At 57.5% G+C, this 12,707-nt stretch carries 7 protein-coding genes; 2 read left to right on the forward strand and 5 right to left on the reverse strand.

Annotated features, from left to right (window positions below):
• Positions 1–31 precede the first annotated feature (31 nt).
• Positions 32–775, forward strand: coding sequence for a pyridoxine 5'-phosphate synthase (locus LOC70_RS04555; RefSeq protein WP_230252149.1), 744 nt, complete (start codon positions 32–34; stop codon positions 773–775).
• 36 nt (positions 776–811) lie between these two features.
• On the opposite strand, the gene LOC70_RS04560 is transcribed toward LOC70_RS04555, so the two are convergent.
• The gene (locus LOC70_RS04560) at positions 812–3,943 is read right to left on the reverse strand and encodes an error-prone DNA polymerase (RefSeq protein WP_230252151.1); all 3,132 of its coding nucleotides are present in this window, start codon (positions 3,941–3,943) and stop codon (positions 812–814) included.
• Positions 3,944–4,016: 73 nt separating this feature from the next.
• Here LOC70_RS04560 and LOC70_RS04565 point away from each other — a divergent pair, with 73 nt between their 5' ends.
• Entirely contained in the window at positions 4,017–5,141 is a 1,125-nt protein-coding gene (locus LOC70_RS04565) for a tRNA dihydrouridine synthase (protein ID WP_230252152.1), read from the forward strand.
• Positions 5,142–5,160: 19 nt separating this feature from the next.
• Here LOC70_RS04565 and LOC70_RS04570 read toward each other — a convergent pair whose 3' ends face one another.
• Genes LOC70_RS04570 through LOC70_RS04585 form a run of 4 tightly spaced genes read right to left on the reverse strand, consistent with a single transcriptional unit; the run spans position 5,161 to position 12,707 of the window.
• On the reverse strand, positions 5,161–6,747 hold the full coding sequence (locus LOC70_RS04570) for a sulfite reductase subunit alpha (protein ID WP_230252153.1): 1,587 nt from the start codon (positions 6,745–6,747) through the stop codon (positions 5,161–5,163).
• Positions 6,748–6,803: 56 nt separating this feature from the next.
• A complete protein-coding gene (locus LOC70_RS04575; RefSeq protein ID WP_230252154.1) occupies positions 6,804–8,642 on the reverse strand; it encodes a NirA family protein in 1,839 nt (612 codons plus the stop codon).
• Positions 8,635–10,896 carry a molybdopterin oxidoreductase family protein gene (locus LOC70_RS04580; protein WP_230252155.1) on the reverse strand — a complete coding sequence of 754 codons (2,262 nt, stop codon included), beginning with the start codon at positions 10,894–10,896 and terminating at the stop codon, positions 8,635–8,637. The genes LOC70_RS04575 and LOC70_RS04580 overlap by 8 nt, the downstream gene beginning before the upstream one ends.
• Positions 10,893–12,707 carry a DmsC/YnfH family molybdoenzyme membrane anchor subunit gene (locus tag LOC70_RS04585; RefSeq protein ID WP_230252156.1) on the reverse strand — a complete coding sequence of 605 codons (1,815 nt, stop codon included), beginning with the start codon at positions 12,705–12,707 and terminating at the stop codon, positions 10,893–10,895. Before LOC70_RS04585 ends, LOC70_RS04580 begins: the two co-directional genes overlap by 4 nt.

The following is a 12,707-nucleotide window of genomic DNA, read 5'->3' on the forward strand; positions in this document are numbered from 1 at the left end:
TTTCACCTGCATCACTTTCACGCATCCTTCCATGCCCCACTTCATTGATCTCGGCGTCAACGTCGATCATGTCGCCACCCTTCGCCAAGCCCGCCGCGGCCAAGAGCCCGACCCGGTCACCGCGGCGTCGCTGGCCGAACAAGGCGGCGCGGACGGGATCACGTTTCACTTGCGTGAGGATCGTCGTCACATTCAAGACCGCGATGTGGAGCTGTTTGTCCAGACGGTTCAGGTTCGAACCAATTTTGAACTGGCCTGTGCCAAAGACGTGCTGGGCATTTGTTGCCGAGTGAAACCGGATTGGGCGTTGCTGGTCCCCGAAAGCCGCGAAGAAGTGACCACCGAAGGCGGCTTGGACGTCGCGGGCGATTCGGGACGGATTGCGGACGCGGTGTCGATGTTGAAAGACGCCGGAATCGCCACCAGTTTGTTCCTGGATCCCGAACCCAAACAAATGGAAGCCGCGGCGAAGTTGCAAGTCGACGCGGTTGAACTGCACACCGGGCCGTACGCCTTGGCCAAAGGCGCCGCCGTCGACCATGAGCTATCACGATTGACGACGTCTGGGCAAATGATTCGCGAGGCGGGAATGCGTTTGCACGCCGGTCACGGGCTGAACTACGTCAACGTGCGTCCGGTCGCCGCGATCGAAGGCATGGCGGAGCTGAACATCGGACACAGCATCGTCAGCCGATCCGTCATGGTTGGCATGCGCGAAGCGGTTGCTGAGATGCGGCGATTGCTCGACACCGTGACCATTGCCAATCGGGGCTGAGCTGCCAATCAAGACTTTCCGCCAATTGAATCAGGCCTATCGAAAGTCGCGTCGGGGAACGCGCAGCCCGGTGGCTTTTTCGCTGAGGTCCTCGATGCGGCCCACGATGACGTGGATCACGCCTTGCTTGTTTTCTAACTTGCCGTCGACGATCCAAGCATCACTGGCCCGAGCGATTTTGAAGAATCGTTTCCAGACTTGAGCGAACATCACCAAGTTCATGGATCCGGTTTCGTCCTCCATGGTCACGAACGTGATGCCCTTTGCGGTGCCCGGACGCTGACGCATCAACACCAATCCGGCAACGCGAACGTGCACGCCGTCACGCAGTTTGGGCAGATCGCTGGCTCGTTTGCAACGCATTGCATCCAAGTCGTCTCTCCAGAAAGAAACCGGGTGGGCTTTCAAACTCAATCCCGTGGTGGCGTAGTCATTGCGAACCTCTTCGGCCGGCGACATGGGAACCAATTCTTCCGGGACGCTGCAGTCCGGTTCAAGATCCGCCAGCAACGGCATCGAATCCGCCGAGTCATCTTGTGCGAGCGATTGCCACACCGCAGCACGGCGGTCTTGCGCGATCGACGCCAGCGCATCGGCATCGGCCAACGTCGCGAGGTTCGAACTGGACAAGTTCGCTCGCGTGGTCAGATCGTGCAGATTGAGAAACTCTCCGCCGCGGTCTCGCGCGGCGATAATTTTTTGAGCCACATCGCCGGGCAAACCACGAATCATTTGCAACCCCAGTCGCACCGCGGGCTGCGATCGGTTGGGATCGTCCACCAATCGCGAACGAATATCGCTGGCGTTGACGTCCACCGGCAGAACACGAACACCATGTTGCTGCGCATCACGGATGAGTTGCGACGGCGCATAAAACCCCATCGGTTGACTGTCGAGCAACGCGGCGCAGAAGGCGGCGGGATAGTGTTTTTTCAAATAGCACGAAGCGTAGACCAGCAGCGCGAACGAGGCCGCGTGCGATTCGGGAAAACCGTATTCACCAAAGCCGCGAATTTGACGGAAGACGTTCTCCGCGAACTCGCCGGTCAAACCGTTGGCCTTCATGCCTTCCAACAGTTTCAGTCGGAATCGGTCGATAACGCCCGGTCGTCTCCAAGCCGCCATGGCTCGCCGCAATTGGTCCGCTTCCCCCGGCGTGAATCCCGCGGCGACCACCGCCAATTTCATCGCTTGTTCTTGAAAGATCGGCACCCCCAACGTTTTTTCCAGCACCTTGCGGATGGCTTCGTTGGGGTACTTCGCCGCGTTTGGATTTTCGCGAGCCGCCAAGAACGGATGAACCATGTTGCCTTGGATCGGCCCCGGACGAACGATCGCGACTTCGATCACCAAATCGTAGTAGCAGCGTGGTTTGAGCCGAGGCAGCATGCTCATTTGAGCCCGGCTTTCGATTTGAAACACGCCCATCGTGTCCGCCGCACAAATCATGTCGTAGGTCGGCGCGTCGTCCGGTGGAATCGTTGAAAGCGATAGGTATCGGTCATGGTGCTGCCCCACCAACTCGAAACAACGTCGAATCGCCGACAGCATCCCAAGGGCAAGGATGTCGACTTTTAAAATTCCGATGTCGTCCAAGTCATCTTTGTTCCACTGAATGACACTGCGTCCCGGCATCGCGGCGTTCTCGGTGACGCACAATTCGCAAAGGTTGCCCGCGGTCATCACCATCCCGCCCACGTGCTGTGACAGGTGGCGTGGAAAACCGATCAGCGTTTCCGTCAGATACAAAAACCGTCTTCCGAGCGCCGTGTCGGGATCCAGCCCAGCGTCGCGGCAACGTTCCGGAAGCTCCGGATTGCGACTGTAACTACCGGCTAATTTCGCGACGGCGTCGATGATGTCCGGCGAGACACCGAGGGCCTTGCCAACTTCCCGAATGGCACTCTTGGCCCGATAGCAGGTCACAACGGCCGTCATCCCAGCTCGATCGCGACCGTACTTTTCGTAGAGATACTGCAGCACCTCCTCGCGACGTTGATGCTCGAAGTCCACGTCGATGTCAGGGGCTTCGCCGCGTTCCCGGCTGATGAACCGCTCGAACAGCAGATCCGTTTGCGTCGGATCCACCGCGGTGATCCCCAAGCAATAACAGACCACCGAGTTGGCGGCGGACCCGCGACCCTGACAAAGAATTTTTCGCGACCTGGCAAAACGAACGATGTCCCACACGGTCAGGAAGTAGGCTTCGTAGTGAAGGTCCTCGATGAGTTTGACTTCGTGCCGAAGCGTTTCAATGACTTTCTCCGGCACACCGTCTGGCCAACGCCCGAGAGCCCCCTCCCAAGTCAATCGTTTCAAATGCTCGATTGGCGTCATACCTTCGGGAGCCAACTCGACCGGGTATTCGTACTTCAATTGATCCAGCGTGAATTGGCATCGCGATGCCACATCGATGGTGCGTGCGACGGCGTCCGGGACATCGCGGTACAGTTCGGCAATCTCATCCAGCGACCGCAGATGGTGTTGGCTGTTGACCAATCGTTCCGATTGAATCTCATCGATCGATTTGCCATGTCGAATCGCCACCACGCAGTCATGCAGTGCCATCCGTTCGGCGGAGTGATAGCGAACGTCCCCGCACGCCAACAACGGCACATCGGTGCCGATTGACAAATCCCTTAACCAGCTCGCCTTGGCCGCGTCATCCACGCCTCGGTGAAAGGACGCCAGCAGATAGCCGGCATCGTCAAAGACATCGCGGAACGGACCTCGCAAGAATTGCCGCGTATCGTTGCTACGTTGATGATGATCCTGGATGGAACGTGATTCGTCAGTGGCGATGACTCCGGCGAGCAATCCTTCCGCATGTTCGGCGATTTCTTCAAAGGACAATTCGCAGCGGCCTTTTTCGCAACGCATCCGGCCAAGCGAAAGCAGGCGACACATGCGTCCGTAGGCGGCTCGGTCGGTCGGCCACAGCACCATCGGCGGTGCGTCGGTGGGATGCACTTCGGTCCCAACGATGTACTGCAGCCCCAGTTCTTGTGCCGGCGAAAATCCCCGTACCACGCCAGCGATACTCTCGCGGTCGGTGATCGCCAGTCCTTCGTAGCCCAATTCGGCGGCTCGCTGGACCAGTTCGTCGGGGTGAGACGCCCCGTCGAGGAAGCTGAAGTTGCTGCGGCAGTGAAGTTCGACGTATCGCATTTCGCTCCGATTGTCGCGGATGCGGACGAACTTGCCCATCGTCGTTTTGGGAAATGGGGGCTAAACTGCGGCCATGACATCCTCCGCTTCTGAAACGACCGCCGCCGCTGAATCGAATTCGCCGGGAAATTCGTCCCTTCCCTACGAATGGAAAGAACTCTCGCTGGGCAACGTCCCGATCGGTTTCCCGATCGTGCAAGCAGCACTTTCGGGGTACAGCGATTTACCGATGCGCGTGATCGCACGGCGGCATGGCGCCAGCTACACGCTTTGCGAAGTGATGCTGGACCAGTTTTTGTTGTCGCTGACCAAACGCGAAAAAACGAAGCATTTTTTGGACATCGCGGACGAGGAACATCCCGTCGGCGGGCAACTGATGGGAGCGGAGCCGGAGCAGTTCTCCGCCGGGGCGTTGAAATTGGTGGAAGCCGGGTTCGACGTGATCGATGTCAATTTCGGTTGCCCTGTGAAAAAGGTCTTGGGACGTTGCCGAGGCGGATTTCATTTGTCTCAACCCTCCGTTGCCATCGAGATTCTGCGTCGGACGCGCGACATCGTGCCAGATCACATCCCGGTCACGGTCAAGATGCGACGCGGCATGGACGACACGCAAGAAGCCCGCGACCAGTTCTTTGAGATACTCGATGGTGCGATGGACGTGGGACTGGCCGGAGTCACCGTGCACGGTCGGACCGTGATGCAGCGTTACGTCGGCCCGAGTCGTTGGTCGTTTTTGAAAGATGTCAAAGATCACGTGGGTGATCGATTGAAAATCCTGGGCAGTGGCGATTTGTTCGCCGCGGTGGATGGGTTTGAGATGATGAAACAGACCGGAATCGATGGTGTCACGGTGGCTCGCGGAGCCATCGGGAACCCATGGATCTTTGAACAATCACGAGCGATCGGAAACGGCGAGCCCTTGCCACCTCCGCCAACCATTCACGAACAAGCCGCCGTGATGCGAGAGCACTTCGCTCTGTGTGAACAGACCTACTCGGAGCAACGAGCACCATTGTTGATGCGAAAGTTCTGCATCAAGTATTCCCAGAGTCACCCGAACCACCGTGAGGTACGCATGGCCTTCACACGGTTGCGATCGCGTGACGAATTTGAATCCGCGTTGCAACAGCACTACAGCGACGACGGTCCCGGCCAATACGTGCCAAGAGAAATGCACGGTTCGCAAGAAGAGTCGTGATCCGAGAGACCTCTCCAACTCAATAAACATCCCGCACGTAGCGTTGCTCGCTCGTCATGGTTTTCAAGTAGGCTTTGGCGTCTTCGGCGGACATGCCACCTTCGTCTTCAATGATTTGCAACAGGGCTCGCTCCACATCCGCGGCCATCCGGCTGGCGTCGCCACAGACATAGAAGTGGGCTCCCTTCTTCAGCCATTGCCACAATTCCGCTGCATTCTCTCGCATTTTGTCTTGGACATAGACCTTCTTGTCTCCATCCCGGCTGAATGCCGTGTCCAAACGAGACAACACGCCATCGTGCACGTAGTCCGTGAGTTCTTTCTCGTAGAGGAAATCATACGCCTCGTGCTGGTCGCCAAAGAACAACCAATTGTCACCAGGTGACTTTTTGGCCGCACGCTCTTGCAGGAAAGCAACAAACGGAGCGACGCCGGTTCCGGGGCCAACCATGATCATCGGCGTGTCTTCTTTCGCTGGCACCGTGAATCCACCATGGTTCGGCTGCACGAACACTCGAAGGCTTTCGCCTTCGGCAATGCGTTCGGCGAGCATTGTGCTGGCAACGCCTTTGCGAACCCGGCCCTCTCGTTCGTAGACCACTTTGCCAACCGTCAGATGCACTTGGTCTCCGACGGCTTTCATGCTGCTGGCGATCGAATACAAACGGGGATTCAGCGGATCCAAACACTCGAGAAACTCGGTGGCGGTGATCGTCGAACCGGCGGCCACTTCGAGCACGTCCAGGACGTCAAACCCTTCTGGCACACCCTCGGCCAGTAGATGCTTGAGGGTGTCTTGTGCGGACGCATCCGGAGTACGGCCGATCAGCAGTTCGATCAATTCATCGCTTGGGTCCTTCAGGCAACAATCTTCTTGCAGGGCAGTGAGCAACGGTTTGGTATTGCCCAGCGGCGTGGCCACTTTGACTTGCGAGTCCGCAGCTAGACGATCGATGATTTGGGCACACAGGTCGCCACAATTGACCGGGTAGACGCCCAACGCATCGCCGACTTCATAGCGCATCCCCGAGCCAGTCAAATCGATGGCTACGTGACGCGTGTCTTTCGCGGAACCTTCCAGATTCAACGGACGTGATTCGAGCAGATTGGCGGAATACGGATTGTTGCGTGACCAAGCCGCGGCTCCGTTGGAGGCCGCACCATTCGCGACGGCGCCATTGGCGGTCCCGTTCGTCGCGGGAGCGTCCGCCATCAACTTCTTGATCATCTGTTTGGTTTCTTTGCCGCCGGGGCTACACAGGCTGAGATTTTTCTCTTCGCCCGACGCGATGGCTTCGCCATAGGTTTGGCACAAGTACCCGCAGGAGCCGCAATTAAGCTGAGCCATCGCGGCCATCAGTTTGCGTTCCAAAGGTTTTTCTTCTGCCATCTCCATCCGGTCGACGATTGGCAACGAAGCGTCGTGCCACGGGAAATCCTCTTCCTCCTCGACCTCAGGTTCGGCACCTGGTAGTCCCACGGCCAATGCGGACGCGACCGAACCGTTCGCTGTCTCTTGGATTCCGGTCAGTCCCGCGAAGAAACCATTGAGCCAAGCACGTTGTTGTTCGTTGAAGGGAGCTGTTTCTGGAATGAAGCTGGACATGAGATCAATCCTGGGGATTCGTTTGCGGCTGGATCGTTTGAAGCAGGTTTGGCGGATCAGGCGGCTACGGGAACCGCGATTAAATTTTTCAATTCGTCATCGCTAAGTCGGCTAGCGAATTGATGAAAGGATTCTTGGTCGTCTTGGCGGTGCTGTTGGTAACTGGTCAAAATTGCCGTGACCAAATCGGGGACGTCTTCGAACGGGATCGAGGTGAAGATCTCGCGTGCGATTCCTTGGCGTGACCCCCAGCCGCCACCCAGACAAATGTGATAGCCGTCGACCATGTCGTCGCCGACCTCGACTTTGCAAGCGATCAAGCCGATGTCGCCGATGTAGTGCTGAGCACAACTGTGGTGGCAACCGGTCAAGTGAATGTTGACCGGCAGATCAAGCGTCAAAACGCTTTCGACTTTTTCCGCGATCGCCATGGCGTTGGCCTTCGTCGGAGCACCCGCGAATTTGCAACCGGCGCTGCCGGTGCAGGCAACCAGTCCGGCACGAATGGAGTTGGCTTCGTAGTCCAAGCCGCAAGCTCGGATGGCTTCTTGAACGGCCGGCAGATCAGCATCGCTGATGTTGGTCAGCATCAAGTTTTGCCAAACGGTCAATCGGATGTCGCCATTGCTGTACCGCAGTGACAGGTCGGCCAACGTGCGGGCTTGATCCGTGGTCATGCGGCCGACGGGAAAGACCACACCCAATGAGTTCATCCCCGTTTGCTTCTGCGGGAACACACCGACGTGAGCATGGCGGTCCTCGATGTCTTGGACACTGAGTTTGGCCACATCGACCTTGGTCAACTCTTTGCCCATTTCGGCTTCGACTTCGCCGATGAACTTTTCGAATCCCATGTCATCGAGCACGTATTTCAAACGAGCTTTCTTGCGATCCGTTCGGTCACCCGTGCGGATGAAGACACGCACGATCGCACCGGCGACCGACACACATTCGTCCGGACGCAGCAAGACTCCCGTGTACCTCGCGAAATCCTTGTGGCCGGTGATGCCGCCCAAGCAGAGTTGGAAGTAGACCCCGGCCGGCAAGTCGTCCGACGCGTTTTCGTCTGAGACTCGCACGGCTTTGAAACCAATGTCGTTGGTGTCTTCGAGCGAAGCGATTCGTCCGCCGCCTTCAAAGGCGATGTTGAACTTGCGTGGCAAACCATACATTTCGCGATGATTGAGAATGTAGTGATGCATTCGCTTGGCGAGTGGCAAGGTCTCGATCAGTTCGTCCGGATCCAAACCCGACAGCGGACTGCTGGTGCAGTTGCGAATGTTGTCACCTCCGCTGCCCAGGGGAACGATGTTCAATTCCCGAGTGCCATAGAGGATGTTCATCGCTTGATCGGCGGGGATCTCACGCAACTGGATGTTGCCCCGCGTGGTCAGGTCCAAGTAGGGCCCCGCTGATTGATCCGCCAAATCGGCCAAGCCTCGCAATTGCCACGCTTGAATTTGACCGCCGGGAATTCGAAGCCGGCACATGTAGGAATCTTGGGCCGGTGCAACGTAAAACAACCCATGGAACTTTTGCAGGAACACATCGGTTCCTTTGGGAAATTCGCCGGCGTCGCTACGAGCCTGCATTTCTTCCCACATGTCCAACGGATTCTTTTCGCGTTTGGCTTGTTCTTCCTTGGAAAGCTTCTTGCCCGATGCAATGACAGCGGACTGGGCTTCGTAGGCAAAACGTTCGGGGCCGGCGGGAACGGGTTCACCATCGACCGTGGCGGAACCACCACCCAACGCGAGCGTGGTTCCGTTGCTTCCTGATCCGGAGATAACGGGCAGACCTTGGACCGCGCGAGCGACGTCGGCTCCGAAGGTGAATCCGGAGAGGTACTGCTTCTGTTCTTCGGAGAAAGCGTTTTGATCCTGTTGATCAGACATGGTCGCTCGACAAAACGGGGACGATTCGGACCGCGCAATCCTTGTAGCTGGGTTGGCCACTGTGCGGGTCAAAGTGTGAGAGGGTCAATCGATTGGTGCAGTCGTAGTGCATGGGCATGAACGCCTGGCCCGACTGAACCGAATGGGTCAAACAGGCAGTTGCCTCTGCTTCACCACGTCGGGACTGCACGCGGACGAGATCCCCGTGATCGATGCCCAACGCATCGCCATCACGAGGATTCATTTCGATGTACGGTTGATTGGGATACAGCGAACGCAGCAAAGGGCTTTGTCTCGTTCGAGTCTGCGTGTGCCATTGGCTGACGGTTCCTCGCCCTGTCAGCAGAACGATCGGAAAGTCCTCGTCGGCGGGCTCGGGCATCGCGTCGATATCGTCGACGATCAAACGTGCCCGTTGGTCATCGTGAAAGAAATGCCCATCGGCGAACAAGCGTCGCTGTTGTTCCGGTTCAAAACCACCGTCGGCTTGTTCCTGTGACCAAGGCCACTGGATACCACCGCAGCGATCGATTTGCTCGTAGCCGTCGATGCCAGTGATGTCGCTGGGTTGGTTTCGGCTGGCACGTTGCATGATTCGGAATGCGGCTTCGGGCGAAGTCCACTCGGCAAACATGTCACCCAATCCCCATCGATGGGCGATGCCGCGAAAAATTTGAAAATCCGCGAGAGCCTGTCCGGGAGCGTGACGCACCTTTTTGAGCAAACCGTAGCGTCGTTCGCTGTTGATGAACGTGCCTTCTTTTTCACCCCAACCGGCTGATGGCAAAATCAAATCCGCGTGAGCACAGGTTTCCGTGGTCTGATACATGTCCTGCACGACCAAGAAATCCAGTTGGTCGAACAACTCACGCACATCGCCTTGGTCGATCCAGCTATGCGCCGGGTTGGTTGCGACGACCCACAGCCCTTTGATCTCGCCGTTGCGAATGCCCTCGATGATTCGGTTGTATTTCCAACTGGTCGTGGTTGGGATTCGCTCAACCGGAATGTCCAACGCCTCCGCGACCTTTGCCCGATCCGCATCGCTTTCGAAGGAATGATGGCCAAACAGATTGGTGGTGTTGCTCCACAGCCGCGAACCCATCGCGTTGCATTGACCGGTGATGCTGTTGGCACCTGTTCCAGGTCGACCAATGTTGCCGGTGATCAAGGCGATGTTGATGATCGCTTGGGCGGTGCGGGTGCCTTGGTAACTTTGATTGACACCCATGGTCCACCACAGCGAAACCGCATTGCCGCGGCCGATGGATTCGATCGCTTGTGATACCGCATCGACCGAGAGGCCCGCATTTTGACATACGGATTCCAGCTCAAACGTCGACACGTGATCACGAAGCGATTCGAATCCGTGTGTGTGGTTTTGAACAAAGTCATGATCGACGTAGTCGCGTCGGATCAATTCGTTCGCGATCGCATAAAGCAGCGGCAAATCGTTTTTGGGCTGGAGCTGCAGATGCTGAGTCGCAGCCGCGGCAGTTTCCGTTCGCCGAGGATCAATGACAATGATCTCGGGATTGTTGGGATTGCGAAGCACGCGTTCCCACATGATCGGGTGGCCGATGCACGGATTGGCACCGATGAACACCATGCAGTCGCTTTGCTCAAAGTCGTCGTAGGTGTACGGCGGCGCGTCGAAACCGAACGATTCTTTGTAAGCGGTGACCGCCGTGGCCATGCACTGGCGAGTGTTTCCGTCGCAGTGGCGGATGCCCATTCCGAAACGTGCCAACGCCCCCAGGAAAGCCATCTCCTCACAAGCAATTTGTCCGGTCGACAAAAAAGCAACGGACTCGGCACCGTGTTTGGCTTGGACCGATTTCATTCCCTCGCAGAACGAGGTCAATGCGTCATCCCAAGTGATGGGCGTCAGCTCGCCACCGGAGTCGCGAAGTAGCGGTTGTGTGGCTCGTTCGGCGGAATCCAAAACTCGAAGTGCTTCCCAACCTTTGGGGCAGGCCATCCCCAGGTTGACCGGATAGTTTGTTTCCGGAGTCAGCCCAACGGCTTCGCCGTCTTTGAGATGCAAACGCAAACCACAACCGGTCGCGCAATACCCACATGTCGCGGTCGTTGTCGTATCGGCCGACATGGAATCATGGGTCATGCCCAAACCATGTTCGCCGGGATGCAAAACCAATTCGCGGGTCATGGGGCCGGTGCGGCGTTGCAACAATGTCGGCAACTGAAAACGTTTTTCGCGTTCCGATGGAACTTCATCAGTTGAAATGCTCATCGCAACGTCCCCGGCATGCGGTCGTGAACTACGCTTGAAAAATACAGCAGACGTTCGAGGTACTCGCCGGCGGCAAGCACCAGGCCACCCACCATTGCGATTCCCGCGAGCATCCAGTTGGAACTGCTAACACCCACCAAAACGGAAAGTGCGAGCAGCCCCACGCCGACCCATCCACAGACGAGTCGAGCTTTGCTCAAAGATTGAAGATGCTGACGAACGAGTCGCTGACTACGACGATCCCAAGCATCGTTGCCATCCACCGATTCGCGGCGAAGCAAGATGTGATGTTCCCAAACCAACTTGGCCGCAGCCAACGCGATCGCGGTGCCGAGCAAGCCGCCGGCGATCGCGACCTGTTGCGAGGTGGCCGCGAGCACCACGCCGAATGCGAGTAGACCGCCGATCACCGTCGTGCCACCAAATCGCATCAATGTTCGGTTCATCCGCCAAAGCGTTCGTTGCGTGGCGATGTAAATCATGGCACTGCTGAAAAGGCCAGCTAAACCAAACACAATGGCACCGACGAGCAACACCGGTGCGGCCCAATCGGGAATCACCAACCATTCGGGCAGTGAAAGCGACTCGGGCAACATCGGTGCGATGACCGGCAACCAGAGCACGCCCATCGCCAAGGAGAGCAAACCCACAAATTTGCCCAGCAAGACGGCTTCACGACTGAGCCACGATGTACGCAGTCCCAAAAAGATTCGCCAAGATCGCAGTGGTTGTCCCAGGTGCAGTGGAGCCAGGTTCATCCCGACCATCGAAATGCCCCAAGCCACTGTGGCGGTCCAACGCGTGGTTTCTAAATTCAGGCCTTCGCCCGATATCGCCCCTAGCACCGCGACCACGCGCTCGCACACCAACATGCCGACACCGATTTGCGTAGCAATCAGCAAAGCGGCCAGCGGCCAGTGATCTTCTGCGGGTTCGTCGATCTCGTGATCTTGTGCAATTCCTTCGAATCGTTTGTTCGGATCCGAGCTGTGGAAGGTGGTGGTGGGGCGAGTGATCGATGAAAGCGGAGCACCGCTCACCAACCGTTCTCGCACGTCGGGCGCCCCAACCTGTTGTTCAACAATCTGAATCGAGATGGCTTCGTTGGGGCACGACTGCACGCAGGCGGGTGCTTCGCCGACGGACAGGCGTTGATGACACATGTCGCATTTGCGAACGATACCCAAGCGTTTGCTGTACTTGGGCACTTCATACGGGCACATCATTGTGCAGTATTTGCACCCGATGCATTGGTCGTCCAAGTGGCGAACGATGCCGGTTTCCGGGTCTTTGTCGTAGGCTTTCACCGGGCAACCATTCAGACAACCGGGGTCTTCGCAGTGATGACAAGCCGTCGTGACGTGCTGGACACCGATCGCGATGGGAAGCGACGTGGTGGCGGTCTCCGCGGATGGTTCCCCAACCACCAACGTACCAACGCGACGCCAGCTTTCGGTTTCGTCCAAACCGTTCATCGTATGACACGCGACGACGCAAGCTTTGCAGCCGCTGCACGTGTCCAGGTCCACATTGAATGCGTACTGCTGGCCCGGACCTGGTGGACTGGCCGGCATCAGCTTGCTGTAGTAGCGGGCCTGTGCCGGGGCATCAATCAGGTGCGCTTCCTCATCCTCAGTCTCATGAACCGAAGCAAATTCTTCCACCGCGGTCAACGTTTGCTGTTCTTTGAGCAGCATCGAGACCAAGTCGAACGAGTCGCCTTGTCCGTCCAGCGGCAAACCCGCAGCGGGTGAACCATTGGCCCCGGCTGTCACGGCGACATTCGTTTCGGTGGGAAGTAGACTGGACAT

Source organism: Rhodopirellula halodulae (genome assembly GCF_020966775.1).
GTDB lineage: Bacteria > Planctomycetota > Planctomycetia > Pirellulales > Pirellulaceae > Rhodopirellula > Rhodopirellula halodulae.

Excerpts from the sequence above, each read along its gene's own strand:
- LOC70_RS04565 (WP_230252152.1), top strand. The coding sequence starts at position 4,017 with ATGACATCCTCCGCTTCTGAAACGACCGCCGCCGCTGAATCGAATTCG.
- LOC70_RS04555 (WP_230252149.1), top strand. The coding sequence starts at position 32 with ATGCCCCACTTCATTGATCTCGGCGTCAACGTCGATCATGTCGCCACC.
- LOC70_RS04585 (WP_230252156.1), bottom strand. The coding sequence starts at position 12,707 with ATGTCCAGTCTACTTCCCACCGAAACGAATGTCGCCGTGACAGCCGGG.
- LOC70_RS04575 (WP_230252154.1), bottom strand. The coding sequence starts at position 8,642 with ATGTCTGATCAACAGGATCAAAACGCTTTCTCCGAAGAACAGAAGCAG.
- LOC70_RS04560 (WP_230252151.1), bottom strand. The coding sequence starts at position 3,943 with ATGCGATACGTCGAACTTCACTGCCGCAGCAACTTCAGCTTCCTCGAC.
- LOC70_RS04580 (WP_230252155.1), bottom strand. The coding sequence starts at position 10,896 with ATGAGCATTTCAACTGATGAAGTTCCATCGGAACGCGAAAAACGTTTT.
- LOC70_RS04570 (WP_230252153.1), bottom strand. The coding sequence starts at position 6,747 with ATGTCCAGCTTCATTCCAGAAACAGCTCCCTTCAACGAACAACAACGT.